We start from the raw sequence: 17,871 nt of genomic DNA, 5'->3' as shown, positions 1-17,871 counted from the left end.
ATTAAATCATGAATGGCAGTCAATTGACAACATCTTTCGTTCCATTTGGGTTTCTCTCGATTTATAGTGTAATAAATACTTTTTGTGGTAAGCGCCGTTTTATGTTGTGTGAAATGGATGCAAGTTTTTGATACGGCATATCGTAATTTGCGCTAGTTAAGTGAGATGGGGGTAATGGAACAGTCTTATTTTTTAGATGGCGGGGTGAAATATTAAGGTTGTTGTTTTTCCCATCACCATCGAGCCTGAAAGTTGACAGATATAAATGAATACTTTATTATTCATTTATGAAGCATTTCGTAATTTTTACGAATAAGCAATAGCAAAGAGTCAAATGACTCGGAAAGAAGAGGACATCAGATGCAAAAAGGGATACATCCCAATTTTCAGAAAGTCATATTTCTGGACGCAAGCGTAGGCTATACATTTCTTAGCGCCTCCACAAAGACTTCTTCAGAAACCATGGAATGGGAAGACGGTCATACCTATCCTGTGATCCGCGTAGATTCGAGCTCCGCGTCTCACCCTTTCTTCACAGGCAAACAGAAAAATACTGAGATCGGCGGTCGCGTCGATAAGTTCAAGAAACGATTAGGTTATAAAAAGTAGTCGTAAAGGGCTGCCTATATGTGACAGCGTGAAGTGAATTATCACGCTGTCTTTTTTTACTGAAAATGTACGAATAAAAGGGGATACACTGTTCATTTCCGCTCGTCACGGGAAAAAGGTAACACTGTCGATCGGAGTGGGCCATTTTAGTTATTTTATTCCATTGACATTTCAAAGAAAGCTAAATTATAATCCTAATCGTAACAATTACGATAAATATGTATAGTTTCTGGTTGTACGGTTTGCGTAAAGGCTATAGATATTCATCAGTGTTTAATTTCGTAATAATTACATATAAAGGAGCTAAAATGACACACAGGCAGTACCTTAAGCTCTCCATTCCTCTCATTATAACCGGTCTGTCCGTCCCCTTGCTGGGAGCGGTTGATACAGCCGTTGCAGGTCGTTTGGGGGATCCGTCCTATATTGGTGGAGTAGCTGTGGGAACATTAATATTTAACAACCTGTATTGGCTATTCGGTTTTTTAAGAGTAAGCACCACCGGGTTTACGGCTCAAGCGGCTGGAGCCAAGCACGACGAGCAGCTTGCATATGCCTTCATCAGACCTCTGCTGATCGCGATTTTGTTAGGCGTGGTGTTCATCGCGGCACAAAAGCCCATTTTGCTGGCTGCCATGCACCTCATTGGGGGCAGCGATGCAGTGCTCCAGCAAGCTGGAATCTATTTTGACATACGGATCTGGGGAGCTCCCTTCGCGCTTCTGAATTATACCATTACGGGTTGGCTGATTGGGGTGTCGAAGGTTAAATTGACCTTGGTTTCTCAATTGTTCGCAAATGTGCTAAATATGCTCCTTGGAATATGGTTAGCCTTGCAGTTGGACTGGGGAGTTGCGGGTATTGCAGTTGCCACCTTGGTGTCAGAAATAATCAGTGTAGCAATTGGCTTCGTGATCATTCGATACAGCAAGCAATTCGCACTAGTTCATCTCCAGATCAGAGAACTGTTTGATCTTTGCCATATTAAAAAAATGGTGATCGTGAATCGTGACCTTTTCCTACGTACGATTTGCTTATTGGTGATGACCAGCTTGTTTATGGTTCAAGCGGCTCGAATGGATGAAACCGTATTGGCAGCCAACGCCATATTGCTGCAGCTCCATTATTTGCTAGCCTATGTGTTCAGTGGCTTGGCTAATGCCTCCAGCATTGTTGCTGGACAGGCTGCAGGTGAAGGAAATATTAATGGTTATCGGAATGCGTTGAAATTATCAGCAGTCTGGGGAGCGCTCTTTGCCGTGTTGATGGGGCTTGTGCTCATCGTTGATCCGTTAGACTTTGTGTCATGGTTTACGGGCGACCTACAGGTACGGTTGGCCGTGCGGGAACATATGTTTTGGATCGCGCTATACAGTATAGCCGGTGTTTGGGGGTTGCAACTGGAAGGCATATTTTCAGGGGTAACACAGGCTTGGGCCATTCGCAACGGCATCTTTATATCGCTGCTCATCTACATTCCCGTTAACTGGATAGCAGGGTTGTCGTGGGGTAGTCACGGCATATGGCTGTCTTTCGTTATCTTTCATTTGATGCGTACGGTTTGTACCTCCATGTACACCGGGAGAGTACAGCGGTCGATATACTCATCTTAATTACATCTACTACAATTATATTCAGGAGGATTCATGAAAAAGAAACTTTTACTTGCTATGTTTACGTTACTGATTGTATTAACAGGCTGCAGCCAGGCTACCAAGAGCAACCCTGCAGCAGTGGACAAGAACGAACTAGTCTTTGCCAGCACCAAAGATATTCGCGATATTAATCCGCATCTGACAGGTGGCGAACTCGCTGCACAAAATATGGTTTTTGAATCTCTGGTCATGAATACACCGGAGGGCGTTAAACCCAAGCTTGCTGAGAAATGGGAGATCTCGGAGGATGGTTTGACCTATACGTTCCATTTAAGAAAAAACATCAAATTCAGCGATGGTGAACCGTTCAATGCGGAGGCCGTCAAGAAAAATATTGATGTCGTCGTAGCCAACTATGAGAAGAATGCCTGGCTGAATCTGGTGCAGGTTATTGATTCAACTAAAGTTGTCGATGAATATACGTTTTCCTTGACACTAAAAACACCATATTATCCGACGTTGGAGGAGTTGGGGCTTACGCGTCCTTTCCGAATGATCTCCCCTAAATGTTTCATCGACGGAACAACAGCGAATGGCGTCAATGGTTATGCAGGCACGGGACCCTATATATTGGCCGAGCATAAAGACAATCAATACGCGTTGTTTAGTGTCAATGAGAACTATTGGGGAGATAAACCGAAGATTCAGCATGTTCGTTGGAAGGTCATGCCGGATCACCAGACGATTCTACTTGCTCTGCAGAACGGCGAGATTGATCTCATATTTGGCGCGGACGGCGACATGCTAGATGCTAATGCCTTCTCCTCCCTGCAAGACGAGGGCAAGTATGTAACGAAGATCAGTCCGCCATCCGGTTCGCGCTCGATATTGCTGAACAGCAAGCGAGAAGCAACTTCTGACAAACTGGTTCGCGAGGCATTGCAATATGCCATTAACAAACAAACGATCGCGACCGGCATTCTCAACGACACGGAGCAAATTGCGGATGTCCTAATGTCTAAATCCACTCCGTACGCCAACATTGAGCTTAAGGTTCGTTCCTACGACACCCAGAAGGCCGAAGCTTTGCTGGATCAAGCAGGGTGGGCAAAATCAGACGATGGCTACCGTTATAAGGATGGGAAAAGGCTTAACCTGATGCTGTCCTATAATTCTGATAATGCGCAGGAGAAAACGATTGGGGAATCGATGCAAAATGATCTCAAAGCGATTGGCGTTGAGCTTGAACTGTTGGGTGAAGAAAAGCAAGCCTATTTCGACCGTCAAAAATCCGGTGATTTCGATTTGCAATACTCTTTATCCTGGGGCTTGCCTTATGATCCACAAACCTATGTGTCAACCTGGCGTGTGCCTTCGCATGGTGATTATCAGGCTCAGGCAGGTCTGGAAAAGAAGAAATGGCTGGACCAAACGATCAGTGATGTTCTCGTTGAGCAGGACGAAACTGCGCGGGCGGAGAAATATGAGCAAATATTCAGCTATGTGAATGAAGAGGCTGTGTATCTGCCGTTGACTTATTCAGTTGTCAAAGCGATTCATGCCGAACAGCTTAAGGGCGTTTCCTTCAATGTATCGCAATATGAAATCCCGTTTGAGCTCATGTATTTTGAGTAAGCAGAGAGTGAGTCCTTTATGAGACAGTATGTAATAAAACGCATAGCAGGTACCGTTCCGCTCCTGCTGCTGGTTACCTTCATGGCGTTCATTCTAATTAATTTAAGAACTAGTGATCCGGCAGAGATTGCTCTGCGTGTAAATCAGATTACCCCGACCGAGGAAGTGGTCCAGAGCATGCGCGAAGAGCTCGGACTTGACGATCCTTTTCTTATCCGATATAAAAACTGGATTATGGACAGCTTTCAAGGGAATTTGGGTACCAGCTACGTCAATAAAAAGCCTGTATTGGAAGAGATGCGTCAAGCGATTCCTCCAACGCTTGAATTAGCGGGGGCTACACTTATAATTATTGTCCTTTTCAGCGTTTCCATCGGGATAATCTGCAGCATCTTCGAGAATAGATGGCAGGATCGTTTTTTGCGGGGCTTCATCTTTTTGCTGTCAGCGATGCCAAGCTTCTGGATCGGCTTGCTGCTCATGTGGTCTTTTTCGGTTTATCTGGGGTGGCTTCCGACAAGCGGGAAGAATGGTCCTTCATCCATTATCTTGCCGGCCGTCACCTTGTCACTAACCTTTTTATCCACCTATGTCAGACTGATACGCAATAATATGATTCAAAATACGCAAGAAAATTTCATTCTTTATGCCAAGCTGCGCGGACTCAAACAGAGCACTGTAATGTGGAAAGTGTTTTCCAATTCGATCCAATCGGCTCTTACCGCGTTCGGCATGTCTATTCCGCGTCTGATTGCTGGGACTGTTGTTGTTGAAAATATATTTGCCTGGCCCGGCATTGGTCGTTTGTGCGTCAAGGCTATTTTTAACTCGGATTATCCTGTGATCCAGGCTTATATTCTGATGATGGCCGTTTTATTTATCGTTTGCAATTTATTGGTAGATATTGTGGTCGTGATGATAGATCCACGTTTGCGGAGGGAAGCCAAATGAGTTTTTTCAAGCGTCTTCAACAGGATAAGCTGGGTATCACTTGCTTGATATTTTTGGGCGTGGTCTCCCTTGCAGGGATCTTTGCCCCTCTAATTGCTCCGCATGATCCGACCTTACTTCAGGTGGATATGAAGCTTGCCATGCCAAGCGCAGAGTACCCGCTCGGGACTGATCATCTGGGAAGATGCTTATATTCACGGGTTTTATTCGGCATACGCACCACGTTCTTTTATGCTCTACTCGCTATGAGTGTGACGATTTTTTCCGGGGTCGCATTTGGAATTCTAGCCGGCTATTCGAACGGAAGAGTCCGGGAAGTCATTTTGCGTTTCTGCGACGCTATGCTGTCCTTCCCGTCAGAGGTGATGATTCTGGCTATTATCGGCATATTGGGACCCGGGATTATGAATATCGTGATTGCGAATATTTTGTCCAAGTGGGCCTGGTATACACGGATGATCTATAGCAGCGTTCAGCAGTATCGATCAAAAAACTATGTAAAGTTCGCTCAAGTCCATCAGGCTTCTCCAATCTATATTATGAGAAAGCATATTGTTCCCGGGATCTCCGGTGAAGTAACCACACATTCGACCCTAGAGATGGGCTGGGTGATTCTAAGTATTTCGTCTCTTTCCTTTCTTGGATTGGGCGTGCAACCTCCTGCTCCTGAATGGGGAATGATGCTGAATGAAGCGAAGAATGTGTTGTTCACCCATCCCTGGCAGATGATCCCTGCCGGTATTACCATTCTGCTTGTCATCGTCGCGCTAAATTTTCTCGGTGACAGTCTGCAGCAGGCCATGAACTCGAAATCCTACATGGCAAGCCCGAAGCAACAACGCAAGCTATTCCGCTTGGGTGAAGGGAGGAAGATGGTAAGTGACCATACTGACCGTTAAGCATCTTAATATTGTTGATCTCAAGACCCAAAGAAGAATTGTAAAAGATGCATCCTTCTCGGTGCAAAAAAATTCTTGCCTTGGTATTGTTGGGGAGAGCGGCAGTGGAAAAACGATGACTGTTCGGGAAATTTTAGGTGTAAATCCCCGCTGGATACAATCTGAAGGAGAGATTATTTTCGAGGGCCGCAACATTTTGAAGGACAACGAAAAACAGCGGAGGTCCATTCGGGGTCAAAAAATCAATATGATTCTTCAGGATGCAATGACGGCTTTCAATCCTATTGAGAAAATGGGCTTCCAGATGAAACAAACTTTTATGCAGGTATTGAGGGTATCCAGAAGAGAAGCTGAGCGATTGAGTTTGGAAAGCTTGAAAAAATTGAATTTCCCGGATTCGCTTGCCGTTTATAAGAGTTATCCTCATGAGCTGTCCGGTGGGATGCTTCAACGCTGTATGATTGCGATTGCTCTTGTGCTGAAGCCGGACATTATTATTGCGGATGAGCCTACAACAGCTCTAGACTCCATTAATCAATTGGAAGTCGTCAATCAATTTCAGTCCTTAAAGGAAATGACGGGTACCACACTGATCCTCATCTCCCACGACCTGGGAGTTGTGCAGCGGTTGGCCGACAGCGTTATCGTCATGAAAGAAGGAGAAGTGTTGGAACAGGGCTCGGTCACTGATGTTTTTAATGAGCCTAAACATGCCTACACCCAATATTTAGTTAGCACGCGCCTGCAGCTTTCAGATAGCTTTATGAACACAATGCATAGCGGGGGGATCCAAGAGTATGATTACGGTGGAGAATCTTCAGAAAAGCTATAAGGCTGACCGTGGGCTGCGGAATCACACCCAAAAGCATGTACTGACCGACGTCAGCTTTCATTTGAACGATGGAGACTGTCTGGGCATTGTAGGGGAGAGCGGCAGCGGTAAAAGCACGTTATCCCGGATCCTACTTGGATTAGAAACCAGTGACGGCGGGACCATTCGGATAGATGGCGTGCCACATAAAAAGTGGCTTAAGCAAAACAAAGGGAAATTCAGTGTCGTGTTCCAGGATTATCGCACCTCTGTCAACCCGAACTGGACCTTGCGGCAAATTATCGAGGAACCACTCTATATGCTACGGAGCGGCAAAAACGCTCATGCCGACCATGAAGCGATTATTGCAGAGCTGATGGAGCGGGTAGAGTTGCCCCTTGACTATCTAAAGAAGTATCCGCATGAGCTAAGCGGTGGACAGTTGCAACGCGTATGCATAGCGCGTGCCTTGACCACGCGGCCGCGCTATCTTGTTTTGGATGAAGCCATTAGCTCGCTCGACGTTTCTGTGCAATCTCAAATTTTATCTCTCTTAAAGGAGCTCCAGAGGGAGTTTCAATTAACATATTTATTCATAGCGCATGATCTGCAAGCCGTAGCCTATTTATGTAATCGCTTAGCCTTTCTTAGGGATGGGGTCATTATTGAAGAGCTTGATTGCAACCACTTTATGTGTGCGAAGAGCGAATATGTAAAGTCACTGGTGAGCTCGATCCTTCCCTTTCAATCGAAGTTCAACCGGACGAGTGGTCACAATGTTACTTAATGAAAAGCTCCGTTTTCCCTAAATCGGGGCTGGGATTGACCTTAAACGTGTAAAGAAATATATAGGGGAGATGAAATTGTATTTATCATGAGGGGAATTCGTGTCAATGGACATGAAGTGTCAGACGAACCTTCATCATCGTTTAATATGCTCGCCATGGAAAGGCAACTCGCCAAGAATCAATTAAAAGTTCTATACAGCTCCTAGATAACTAGAGAGCAAACTTTTTGGCCCTTCGACTCCCACTAGGAAGTTTGAAGGGCTAAATTTAATGTATGAAAATATTAAAACAGACTTCTAAGTAATTCGATGAAGTAACGGGGATCACATCACAATTCGCTCATAAGAAAATGTCGGGGGACAAGAACAGACCGATTAGATAAGCATCTAAATATGTTTCCAAATAATTTAGCAAACGGGACCGTTACCTTATGGAGGGCGGTCTATTTTTTCAATGTAAGCAAGAAGCGCCAAAATAAAAATGCCTAACAAGAATATTAATGAAAGTGCGTCTTTGCCTCCATGCTTAGGCTTATGGTTATTTCGTGATTGGTCTTGCTTTTTTACCCATAATATTAATTCCGATCCAGGCTAACATTAATAAGATCTGAGCCAGAACGACCAGCCACAATACTTCTGTGTAACCTCCTATAAGGCAAAATATAGTATTCACCAGGGGGAACCCCAAGAAAGTAAACATGATAGGAAAATCTTTTTTGGGAGTGATTGAATAAATAGCCTTCCGGTCCCAGAACTTTATAAAAGCTAATGCTAAAACTCCTGCTGTAATTACAGAAAGTGCAATCAACATCACCCATTGCATATTAGAGGTTCTGGCGAAGAACGGCCCCATATAATTAAAGAAGTTAGATAAAGGTGAGAACATGCAAGCCAATGACGCAATTGCCGCCAGAAACGGATAGATATAACCAATTGATTGACTGTAGCCTTTCTTTTTGTGCCACCATTCACCAATTAGTATAAAGACTGTCCAATATCCCGCTATATAAATCCATCCTGTAAAATTCATCACGGGTTCCCCATAGATTTGAGGTTCACCGGCTAGCGGATAATAAGTCCATCTTGCCATGAGTCCATCCGTAGTCTGAAATATCTGTTTAACGGCCACCGGGTCCAATGAAAAGTCAAACACCATAGCGCTTAATCCCGTAATAAATGGTTTAGTCCAGGACGGTATAGTTACAGATTTTAGAACACGCAAAGTGGAATAAATGATCAAAAACTCAATAATAGGGACAGTAATCGGTATATTAAATAACATTAAAATACTCCGCCCATAGGCGTAAAAACCTTCCCCAAGCGATGAAGCAGTAATTTCAAAAACAGCTGCGTAAAAAAACACAAAACCTATAAATTGCAGTAGAACCGTTTTGGGATGTGTTTCCTTATCAAGGATATAGAAAACCATTAGAACAGCAGCAATTAAGACTATAATATCTTGAATTATCCATACAGGCACCACAGTTATATCACCCACATTTTACCCTCCATTTAAGTTGAAATTGAATTGAACGTTCAAATAAATTATAATTTCACTGTGTTACTTAAACAACAGGCTGTTCGATTGAGATATGTTAGTTATCATACAAACCACAGTAGATTTGTTCGCTATTTCTAATTGGAGGATATTATGGCAGACAAAAAAACAGATCACAGAGTGAGATATACAAAGATGGTTGTAAAAGAAAGCCTGCTGAAGCTTTTGACAGAACGGTCTATCAATAAAGTGACAGTGACCGACATTTGCAGAGAAGCAGGGATTAATCGCAACACCTTTTATACACACTATGCGAATCAGTTTGAGCTTCTTTCAACGATTGGAAATGATCTTTACGAAGACATTAAGCAAGTTGGGATGAGTTCTTCAAACCCTCAAAAGCTATCTTATGAATTATGTAAGTATATAAAAGCGAATCAAACGATATGTAAGGTTCTGTTCTCAGAGCATGGCGATAAAGAATTACTAGAACGAATCCTTTATATCAGTCACGATTTAACTATTGAGCGATGGAAGCAGGAATTAAAAGATTTTGATCCACAATTATTTGAGTCCTGGTATACGTTCACCGCTCATGGCAGTATAGCTATTATTAAAAAGTGGGTGAGTAGTGGTCTGAAGGAAAGCCCCAATAAAATTGCAGCTTTTATTGATAAAGCTACGGAATCCGTATCTAAAGCTTTTTATTCTGAAGAATTGTAGTAAGTGAAAACTGCATCCCGTATTTTACCTCGTCGGTCAGGTTCGATATAACTCGATTGCTGGCCATCACAGAAGATCCGGTAATATTATCTTCTATTGCTTTTCCGATGTTTAGAATTAGTAATGGCGATTAGTTCCTGCTCTCGCTTTTTCAAAACAGTTGGATATGATTTAATCATTTGCTGTATTGTCTATTATCAATAAATCTGTTTGCTATATGTTCCAGCAGATACAACCATTTTTTAAGAAGTTGGGCATAACAGTTAAGCCGAAAACTTGAGCTGTCGAGAAACAAGAACATGTAAAACTCCACGTTAACGAAACGTTAAGAGCAACCCTAGTTCCTAACTCAAGAAAAACTGAAGCCTTTTCAAACATGGTTGTAAAGCCACTCAACTAACGGGAAACGATAGTTAAATAAATATAGAAAAGCAGCTGGCCATGATCAGCTGCTTTTTGTTCAACTAACGGGCAGGTTAGTTTAATTTTAGTCACGGAGAAACGTAAGAAACTAAAAAGGAAAGTGGTGACCCAACGTTGGCACGCAAAATCTAGGCAGCCCGCAGCGAGGATGTTCGTGGGGCTGCCTAAATTTGTTGTGGTTACAGGTTGTAATTAATGCCTTCGCCAGCACCTGTGCGGGCGTTTACGTATACGTGAGAAACGCCTTCGATCCCAGTGACGGGAAATGCGTATACGAGCTGGCTGTTGTGGATTTCCAGCTTTGGCTTGCCCGAGGGGGTTACTTTTGGGCCAAGCTTCGCGGAGGCTTGCTCCGCTGTCAGCCTCGGGTGAACGGGGAAGGTTTTATTGTAATGGGAATAATAATTAGACGCATCAAAGCTCTTCAACGTACCGGTACGGCGATCAAATCGCCATACGACTTTCATTTGCGGAATGGAAACTTGCTCCCGGACCGGAATATACGTGAGATAAATGGAAGTATCGTTTATCTCTTTCGCTACTAATGTCAGACGTTCGTCAGACCAGCGAGCCATCCAGGTGTCCGTAACCGCGACAACCTGCTTTAAGTCGATAGTTTGCTCTACATCTCCTTTCTCAGAGATCGAGCTCTTGCGTCTCACTTGGAGCACGTGTCCGCTTTTACTTAGTGTTGCAATATAGGAGTTGGTTGATTTTCCATCGGTGTCCGATAACTTGAAATCCAAGACTTCTCCGAATTGGGGGCTGCTCCCGCCTGAGATGTGGACAATTTGCTTACCTGCTCCTTTATTCCAAGCCTCGCCCATGAAAATTTTCGCTTTGGCCGCAAGCTCCGTAGCCGTATAAGTGGTTTCACCGGCGAAAACGGTTCCTGGCTTCGGAGGTATGTATGGATTCTGGTTGTACAGGAACTCGTTAAAGGCTTTATTTCCATAGGTGGAGACCGAGTCGAGTTGAGACAAAGCCTCTTCCATTTCAGTTGATATCTGTTGTATATCCGATATAGAGGAATCAACAGCTTTCTTTCTCATCTGATCGAGATAAGGTAGGGCGGTCCTCGCGAACGTTCTCAAACGCTGAATTTGTTCTAATTGATCCGGGTTAAGCGAGATTTCCTTCTCGCTGGCAGGATAGGCCAAGTAGCGGCTGCCCTCTGTGATAAACGACTCATATGACCAAGATTGAAAGTTCATTGTAACGGATCCGATCCTTACAGATTGCAAGATAAAATTGGCATTTTCAATCGCAGATTGAAGTGCTGCTTGCCGATCTGAAATCGTAGATGCCGCAAGGGACTCCGCAAGCGCATAGTCGAAATCACGCAGGTAGATCAATTGCATATGTGACCAGTATTGCGTATTGTGCTGTTGTTGCTGCTCCCATTGCCGATTATTCTGATGCTCCGTATAACTGAAATAGGTGCCCGCTAATGTCGTCACGCAAAGCAGACCAATGATAGATTTGGTGAGAACGCTCATGTCTATTAAAACTCCCGTCTTTGTCTTCATAATGCTTATCCACTTTAACAAAGATGAGAACACAGTTTAATGAGTAAATATTGCCAATGCAAATCGCTAGCCCATTAGGCAATCCTGCACAGATGAGACTTATGAAAAGTACATTTGAGCTGGGAAATAGTACCATCAGGACAGATTATTCACGTTAATTTTTGTTTTAATCTTTTACGACTAAGCGATCAGCTGTCTTGTTAAGCTAACGGGCAGTATAGTTCAATTTCCAATGGGCATACTATCCCAAAAAGTATGGAGGGATATCATAAGGGTTATCACCTCCGCTCCGGAAGCGATACTTCCCCACCCAAGTTTGTTGTACCTCCTGATTATTTCACAGGGTAAACAGGAATGTGGAATTGAGGTTGGGGAGAATTATAATTTGGCTAAAGTCAGAGGATGCGAAGCAACCGAATTGCCAAAGCTGATGGTAGAATCGACAGACTTATACCTTATAAAAAATAGTGGAATTAATTGACAGAACAAGTTGAGTGTGATAGCATTGGTTCAACTTAAAACGAAAAGGCTATGATGAGAAATAGTAGCTATTAGGGATCTCACAGAGAGAAGATGGTTGGTGCGAATCTTCATTGATCTAATAGTGAAGCAGTCTCGGAGCTGTGAACCGAACAGAGGAATCTAAGTAGGCTTCAACGGAGTTCCACCGTTATTCAGGAAACAATATCGGAGATATCCCGTATTGATAGAGTGCAGAGAAATCTGAAATTAGGTGGTAACACGGACATCATAGTTCGCCCTAAGTTGACAAGAAATAGGTCAGCTTAGGGCTTTTTTGTTTTATTTCTTCTCGTTTGAATATTTGCAAAGTAATTTCCGAGAATAATTAATAATTGAAATGGAGGTATTGAGCATGGTGAAAATGACACCAGATGAGTTAAGAAAATCATATATTGATTTTATGAAAGGAATAGGGGCTAGCCAAGTGCCCTCTTCTAGCTTGTTGCCAGAAAATGATTCCTCAACGTTGTTTACAGGAAGTGGAATGCAACCTATGGTTCCATATTTATTGGGGGAAAAGCATCCGATAGGTAATGAGATTGCTAATATTCAGAAGTGTTTAAGGACAGTGGATATTGATGAAGTAGGAGATACGTCGCATCTGACATTTTTTGAAATGATAGGTCGATGGGAGTTTAAAGCAAATGAAAATAACTATAAGAAAAAGCAAATCGATGCCATTTGGAATTGGCATATTATCGAATTAGGAATTGATCCTGGCAGGCTGTATATCAGTGCTTTTATAGGAAGTGATGATTTGAATATACAGAAAGATACGGAAGCCATTCAAATCTGGTCAGAAAAATTTAAATCAGTTGGTGTAGAACCTATCATTGAAGATGATCCCTATCAATATGGAGCATCTAGAGGTGGAAGAATATTCTTATACGATGAAAAAGAAAATTGGTGGAGTCGAGCCGGAAGTCCATTGGATATGCCTGTTGGTGAACCGGGTGGGCCTGATAGTGAAATGTTCTATGATCTTGAACCAGGCGGTGATTCACTGGATCATCCTGCTTCTGAAAGCGAGAGGTTTTTAGAGATTGGGAACAACGTATTTATGTGTTACAAAAAAGAAGGCACAGGATTTGTAAAAATGCAAAATCCCAATATGGATTATGGAGGCGGATTAGAAAGGGTTGCAACAGCCCTTAATGGTGACAAGGATATTTATAATACGGCTTTCTTCCTTAATCCCAAGAAAAAATTGATGGAGTTAAGTGGTAAACAATATACTGACGATTTAAAGTTGTTTAGAATCATACTTGATCATGTGAGAGCGGCTACTTTTCTAATTAATGATGGTGCGGAGCCAGCTAATAGTGATGCAGGGTATATAACAAGAAGGTTATTAAGAAGGGCGATTCGTGCAGGTAAAAAAATAGGTATACAAGGAAGTTTTGTGGGTGAGTTGTCTGAAGTTTATATAGATGAAGCAACAGCTTATGAAGATTTGATCGGTAATAAAAAGAAAGTTATCGAAACAGTAAATAAGGAAGAAAATCTTTTCTATAGAACTTTACAGCAAGGAGAATTTGAAATACAAAAACATCTTAAGAATAAGGGTAAAGTTACAGGTGCAGATGCCTTTTATTTTTACGAAACATATGGGTTTCCCTTGGAGTTGACGGAAGAGTTTCTAACTGAAAATGGATATAGCATGGAGGACAAGGCGTCTTATATAGAGGCGGCAAAGAAACATGCTGAAAAGAGCAGAACTGCTTCTGTGGGTAAATTTAAAGGTGGATTAGCTGAACATTCAACAGAAACAACAGCGCTGCACACGGTATCTCATTTATTACTTGCTGGTTTAAGGGAAGTTTTAGGTGATCATGTTCATCAACAAGGAAGTAATATTACCTCAGAGCGATTACGGTTTGACTTCAACCATGATGAAAAACTTACGCCAGAGCAAATAGCTGCGGTGGAGAAGTATGTGAATGATGCGATTTCGTCAAAAGCAATTACCTATATTTCAGAGATGCCTAAAACTGAAGCAAAAGAAAGTAATGTTGTAGGGAATTTTTGGGATAAATATCCGGATATCGTTAAGGTGTATACAATCAAAGATAATGAAGGGAAAGTTTGGAGTCGAGAAGTATGTGGAGGACCTCATGTAGAGGATACAACAAACATAGGAAAGTTCAGTATTAAAAAAGAACAATCTTCTGCTGCTGGAGTTAGAAGGATTAAAGGAGTAATTAATAAAAACGCTGAACAATAGCTGATGTTTTAGGATTGCCATTTGTAACAACGTTATGAGTTGCCGGGAATCCAGGATGAATGATAAATCCGGCAAATGAAGACGGTTTGACATCGCTTGGCCTTTCCGTTGGCGGTACCGGAGAACAGTTTTTAAAATCATGACCACCCGTCCAACGGGTGGTTTGCTCTTGGGGTATAACCCCTTGTTGCCAAACTGCGCCTAAAGACGCTAGCCTGACCATAACTCTGTTCAGGCTCATTGTTATTTGTCACTTTCACTTACCAGTTAAACTGGTTTATTTCTTTTTGCCCCTGTTGCTGTTGAATGGATCTTCGTACTCTTTTACACTCAACTTATCCATGGCTTGATCATGTGCCTCTTGTTCACGAATGTACTTCGCTACTGTTGCTTCATTCAAACCTACTGTACTCACATAATATCCTTCTGCCCAAAATTTTCGATTCCCGTATTTATATTTTAGTTGTGCATGCTTCTCGAAGATCATTAACGAACTTTTCCCCTTTAGATATCCCATGAATGATGAGACTGAAATTTTCGGCGGGATAGCCACCAACATATGGACATGATCGGGCATCATGTGGCCTTCTATAATTTCTACTCCTTTGTACTTACATAAGCGTTTGAAAATTTCTATTAAGTCTCTTCTTACTTGATTATAGATCTCTTTCCGTCTATACTTCGGGGTAAATACAATGTGGTATTTGCACATCCACTTTGTGTGAGCTAGGCTGTAGCTCTTGGTTGCCATTTGAGACCATTCCTTTCTTTGAGCCTGAACATCTCAATTTTATTGGAATGGTCTCAGTGGTCAAACCCTTAATCCCTCCACCCGCATAGCGGGTGGTTTTTTGTTTCGCGCGTTTCACGCACTCAACTGGCTAAAGCCATAAGAAAAAGCAATTCGGATTTAATCCGAATTGCTCAGATTGGGAGATCTTTTTATGCCACTTGTTAAATTAAAACTACTAGTTGGCCTAATAAGATTGTATTTCAGACAATACTGCTTTTAATCTGCCTAGATTATCAATTTTAAATAGTTTTTCTCTAAAAGAAATAAACTCATTAGCCGCCTTAAGAATTTCAGATAAAAATTCTTCTTCAACAACAATGTTTTTCGTCTCTTTGTAAGCTTCGTAAAGGTTTGTACCTTCAAAAATCAACGGATTTCTTTTTACTCTAAATAATATCTTGTTCTCTGGTTTTGTAATGATTCTTTTGACACTCCACTCATGGCTATTCATGGCCATAATGTGCTCTCCAAAACCTGTTTTTTTATATTCCAAAGTCATTTCTAAAACACCGATCCACATCAAGTCAATATCATCCCAATCCATAAAGTTGGTGATTGTAGTATCAGACGTTTTTATATTTACTACACCATCTAACTTATGGCCTTTATGCTTGTTTAATTGTCTGTTAGCCACCTGGATTGATAAACTATCTTTCAATGAAATAAAATAGTCTTCAATATTATCTTGACTAAAGTAAAAAGAATCTATAGTCTTCTTTTCAATGTATGTGGTTATATTTAGCATAAACTACTCCAATAACTAAAGGTATGTTGTAACTTAATCAATAAGGTAAAATGTATTTATTCTATAATTACTTACAACCAACCTGTACATTTGTCCATCTATACTAACATTTATTGTAGCATAACCGTTACCGCTAATAATTGTACTTCTATTCGCATTAACAATTGAAATAATTCTTGCTCGGACATCATTTATAGCAAGGTTATAGTAGAAGGTTGTTTTTCCAGTGGCTCCTGTCCAATATAATGGGTGGTGATTCGTAAGAACATGATTCATACTGCTATTTTGTAATGCTACGATGCTAATATAGCAGATAGGTTGATGGTGAATATTAATTTGGAGGATTAAATAATGAAACAAAAACTGAAAATCGTATCCGCATTTTTATGTGGCGCTATATTCAAATCGATAATTACGAAAAACTTCCAATTACTATTGCACGTAACGATGTAACAATCACTTTAAATTCCCTGAATTAAGTAAATGGGAAAGTCCTTTTAAATGTTACTGTAAAATTTTATAGTGATAAGCGTATTGATTTTGAACTTTCACGAATTAGAGCTGACGATAATGTTAAGGGTAGAAAGTCGTACACTACAAGTGCAACGTATTTCTATACACCAACTAAAGGCCCCTGGGTTATTACTACAGAAACATACTTAGATAAACCCATCCTAACAGTTTATTCTGGGCACTACCACGAAGGCAACCGCTAAGAGATCGGCTGCCTTTGTTCACAAACGGACAGGAGGCAAATCATATGTATACATGAGTGTTGCTCTACTGAAGGGCCTTACTACGCTACAAAGACATTCGAAGGCTAGCACAGAAGGATGTGACCTAAGAATGATGGGTATTAATCTCACTGGGAAATTTCGAGTGTTCCACTTATTTTGATAAATTAGGACCCCGACGGAAATCTGCATTGTCAGCGCCTTCCGGAAAATGAACGGCCAGCGTCAGGAAGAGGATTCCGAATTGAATAAAACCGTCGACCTGCACAACTAAGCAAGGTGGTTGTAATGGGTTACCATGGGAAAAACACGGAATAAGCGGATTCCGTGTTTTTCGCTGTTCATTTAGTTGACTATGTCAAATTAATATTTGACTTAGTCAAATATTAATGTTAATTTTTTGCTATCCGAATAAAAAGAAAGGGGCTCACTCATCATGTCAGATGCAACCATCATTCAGACGATCCGGCGCTTTAACCGTTTTTATACGAATGTGCTCGGACTCCTCGATCAACATCTGTTGCACAGCGATTTTTCTCTCTCCGAGGCTAGGGTGCTTTACGAAATTCAGAATACGGAGCATTGCACAGCCAAAATGCTGATCGACAAGCTGAGCATCGATGCCGGATATTTAAGCCGCATCTTAAAGCGATTCGATAAGCTTGGGCTGACCTACCGCGTTCAATCCGATAAAGACGGCAGATCCTACTATCATTACCTGTCCGATCAGGGCCGTGAAATGCTGCACAAGCTCGATGCGCTATCCGACGAGCAAATCCGCCGGTTAATCGAGGGACTACCGGAGCACAGAAAGGGGCTGATTGCGAAGAGCATGACGGCCATTGAAAGCTCCCTCTCCACCGAAGAGGATCGCGGTCTGGGCGTGGTCATCCGCACCGAGCTGCGGTCGGGGGACGTTGGCGTCCTGATCCATCTGCACGGCTGGGTGTACGCGGAGGAGTGCGGTTATAATCATGGATTTGAGGGCTATGTTTGCAAGACCTTTCATGAGTTCTTCCAACATTATGACCGGGAGAAGGATCGGTTCTGGCTGGCGGAGGCGGACGGCCACATCGTCGGCGCTATCGCCATTGTCGGGCATACGCCGGACAAAGCACAGCTCAGATGGTTCATCCTGCACCCCGATTTCAGGGGAAGGGGACTTGGCAAGACGTTATTGAACGAGGCCGTCAAGTATTGCCGGGAAAAGGGCTACCGGAACGTGTTCCTGGAAACGACCGAGGATCAGGAAAATGCGATTCGGATGTACGAGAACGTCGGTTTCCGCAAGACCGGCGAGCGTCCGAACGAAGCGTGGGGCGTAAGCCACGTCGAGCAGGTTTTCGAGCTTCACTTGCCATAACGTCCCTTCATCGAGACCCCAAATCCGGAT

General features: G+C 42.3%; 15 protein-coding genes and 1 other annotated feature. Of the genes, 10 read left to right on the top strand and 5 right to left on the bottom strand.

Annotated elements, in window-relative coordinates; translation table 11 throughout:
* Positions 1–360: 360 nt before the first annotated feature.
* The 7 genes from MKX98_RS15875 (at position 361) to MKX98_RS15845 (ending at position 7,287) form a co-directional block, all read left to right on the top strand.
* Positions 361–609, top strand: a complete 249-nt coding sequence (locus tag MKX98_RS15875) for a type B 50S ribosomal protein L31 (RefSeq protein ID WP_113060141.1) — start codon at positions 361–363, stop codon at positions 607–609.
* Between the two features lie 308 nt (positions 610–917).
* On the top strand, positions 918–2,222 hold the full coding sequence (locus tag MKX98_RS15870; RefSeq protein ID WP_220685294.1) for an MATE family efflux transporter: 1,305 nt from the start codon (positions 918–920) through the stop codon (positions 2,220–2,222).
* Positions 2,223–2,255: 33 nt separating this feature from the next.
* Positions 2,256–3,839, top strand: a complete 1,584-nt coding sequence (nikA, locus tag MKX98_RS15865; protein ID WP_339224043.1) for a nickel ABC transporter substrate-binding protein — start codon at positions 2,256–2,258, stop codon at positions 3,837–3,839.
* A gap of 18 nt (positions 3,840–3,857) precedes the next feature.
* Positions 3,858–4,790 (top strand): nickel/cobalt ABC transporter permease, encoded by a 933-nt coding sequence (gene opp1B / locus MKX98_RS15860; protein WP_220685296.1) that lies wholly within the window; start codon positions 3,858–3,860, stop codon positions 4,788–4,790.
* On the top strand, positions 4,787–5,689 hold the full coding sequence (gene opp1C / locus MKX98_RS15855; protein WP_339224040.1) for a nickel/cobalt ABC transporter permease: 903 nt from the start codon (positions 4,787–4,789) through the stop codon (positions 5,687–5,689). The genes opp1B and opp1C overlap by 4 nt, the downstream gene beginning before the upstream one ends.
* Positions 5,670–6,521, top strand: coding sequence for an ABC transporter ATP-binding protein (locus tag MKX98_RS15850; protein ID WP_339224038.1), 852 nt, complete (start codon positions 5,670–5,672; stop codon positions 6,519–6,521). Before opp1C ends, MKX98_RS15850 begins: the two co-directional genes overlap by 20 nt.
* Complete coding sequence (locus MKX98_RS15845) at positions 6,487–7,287, top strand: dipeptide/oligopeptide/nickel ABC transporter ATP-binding protein (protein ID WP_339224037.1); 801 nt, start codon at positions 6,487–6,489, stop codon at positions 7,285–7,287. Before MKX98_RS15850 ends, MKX98_RS15845 begins: the two co-directional genes overlap by 35 nt.
* Before the next feature lie 538 nt (positions 7,288–7,825).
* On the opposite strand, the gene MKX98_RS15840 is transcribed toward MKX98_RS15845, so the two are convergent.
* A complete protein-coding gene (locus MKX98_RS15840; RefSeq protein ID WP_194542634.1) occupies positions 7,826–8,785 on the bottom strand; it encodes a carotenoid biosynthesis protein in 960 nt (319 codons plus the stop codon).
* Between the two features lie 153 nt (positions 8,786–8,938).
* Between MKX98_RS15840 and MKX98_RS15835 the strand changes: the two genes are divergently transcribed.
* Positions 8,939–9,508 carry a TetR/AcrR family transcriptional regulator gene (locus tag MKX98_RS15835; protein ID WP_199341197.1) on the top strand — a complete coding sequence of 190 codons (570 nt, stop codon included), beginning with the start codon at positions 8,939–8,941 and terminating at the stop codon, positions 9,506–9,508.
* A 602-nt stretch (positions 9,509–10,110) separates the two neighbouring features.
* Here the strand turns inward: MKX98_RS15835 and MKX98_RS15830 are convergent.
* Complete coding sequence (locus MKX98_RS15830) at positions 10,111–11,430, bottom strand: hypothetical protein (RefSeq protein WP_194542633.1); 1,320 nt, start codon at positions 11,428–11,430, stop codon at positions 10,111–10,113.
* Between the two features lie 552 nt (positions 11,431–11,982).
* Positions 11,983–12,226 (top strand) — a binding site (T-box leader).
* A 108-nt stretch (positions 12,227–12,334) separates the two neighbouring features.
* Between MKX98_RS15830 and MKX98_RS15825 the strand changes: the two genes are divergently transcribed.
* Entirely contained in the window at positions 12,335–14,206 is a 1,872-nt protein-coding gene (locus MKX98_RS15825) for an alanine--tRNA ligase (RefSeq protein ID WP_339224034.1), read from the top strand.
* Here MKX98_RS15825 and MKX98_RS15820 read toward each other — a convergent pair.
* From MKX98_RS15820 to MKX98_RS15810, 3 genes are all read right to left on the bottom strand, one after another.
* Complete coding sequence (locus tag MKX98_RS15820) at positions 14,184–14,429, bottom strand: hypothetical protein (RefSeq protein ID WP_339224032.1); 246 nt, start codon at positions 14,427–14,429, stop codon at positions 14,184–14,186. The genes MKX98_RS15825 and MKX98_RS15820 overlap by 23 nt on opposite strands.
* Before the next feature lie 54 nt (positions 14,430–14,483).
* On the bottom strand, positions 14,484–14,957 hold the full coding sequence (tnpA, locus tag MKX98_RS15815) for an IS200/IS605 family transposase (protein ID WP_339217207.1): 474 nt from the start codon (positions 14,955–14,957) through the stop codon (positions 14,484–14,486).
* A 226-nt stretch (positions 14,958–15,183) separates the two neighbouring features.
* Positions 15,184–15,744: a hypothetical protein gene (locus MKX98_RS15810; RefSeq protein WP_194542631.1), complete on the bottom strand. Its 561-nt coding sequence runs from the start codon at positions 15,742–15,744 to the stop codon at positions 15,184–15,186.
* A gap of 1,170 nt (positions 15,745–16,914) precedes the next feature.
* On the opposite strand from MKX98_RS15810, the gene MKX98_RS15805 reads away from it, so the two are divergent.
* Entirely contained in the window at positions 16,915–17,841 is a 927-nt protein-coding gene (locus MKX98_RS15805; protein ID WP_194542630.1) for a helix-turn-helix domain-containing GNAT family N-acetyltransferase, read from the top strand.
* Positions 17,842–17,871 lie beyond the last annotated feature (30 nt).

This window comes from Paenibacillus sp. FSL W7-1332, assembly GCF_037969785.1.
Lineage (GTDB): Bacteria > Bacillota > Bacilli > Paenibacillales > Paenibacillaceae > Paenibacillus_AQ.
The sequence above is the reverse complement of the archived record's forward strand: the minus strand, read 5'-3'. Positions and strand labels throughout refer to the sequence as shown.

What these genes read in the sequence shown, in the direction of transcription:
- MKX98_RS15875 (WP_113060141.1), top strand. Translation starts at nt 361, where the DNA reads ATGCAAAAAGGGATACATCCCAATTTTCAGAAAGTCATATTTCTGGAC.
- MKX98_RS15870 (WP_220685294.1), top strand. Translation starts at nt 918, where the DNA reads ATGACACACAGGCAGTACCTTAAGCTCTCCATTCCTCTCATTATAACC.
- nikA (WP_339224043.1), top strand. Translation starts at nt 2,256, where the DNA reads ATGAAAAAGAAACTTTTACTTGCTATGTTTACGTTACTGATTGTATTA.
- opp1B (WP_220685296.1), top strand. Translation starts at nt 3,858, where the DNA reads ATGAGACAGTATGTAATAAAACGCATAGCAGGTACCGTTCCGCTCCTG.
- opp1C (WP_339224040.1), top strand. Translation starts at nt 4,787, where the DNA reads ATGAGTTTTTTCAAGCGTCTTCAACAGGATAAGCTGGGTATCACTTGC.
- MKX98_RS15845 (WP_339224037.1), top strand. Translation starts at nt 6,487, where the DNA reads ATGATTACGGTGGAGAATCTTCAGAAAAGCTATAAGGCTGACCGTGGG.
- MKX98_RS15835 (WP_199341197.1), top strand. Translation starts at nt 8,939, where the DNA reads ATGGCAGACAAAAAAACAGATCACAGAGTGAGATATACAAAGATGGTT.
- MKX98_RS15830 (WP_194542633.1), bottom strand. Translation starts at nt 11,430, where the DNA reads ATGAGCGTTCTCACCAAATCTATCATTGGTCTGCTTTGCGTGACGACA.
- MKX98_RS15825 (WP_339224034.1), top strand. Translation starts at nt 12,335, where the DNA reads ATGGTGAAAATGACACCAGATGAGTTAAGAAAATCATATATTGATTTT.
- MKX98_RS15820 (WP_339224032.1), bottom strand. Translation starts at nt 14,429, where the DNA reads ATGGTCAGGCTAGCGTCTTTAGGCGCAGTTTGGCAACAAGGGGTTATA.
- tnpA (WP_339217207.1), bottom strand. Translation starts at nt 14,957, where the DNA reads ATGGCAACCAAGAGCTACAGCCTAGCTCACACAAAGTGGATGTGCAAA.
- MKX98_RS15810 (WP_194542631.1), bottom strand. Translation starts at nt 15,744, where the DNA reads ATGCTAAATATAACCACATACATTGAAAAGAAGACTATAGATTCTTTT.
- MKX98_RS15805 (WP_194542630.1), top strand. Translation starts at nt 16,915, where the DNA reads ATGTCAGATGCAACCATCATTCAGACGATCCGGCGCTTTAACCGTTTT.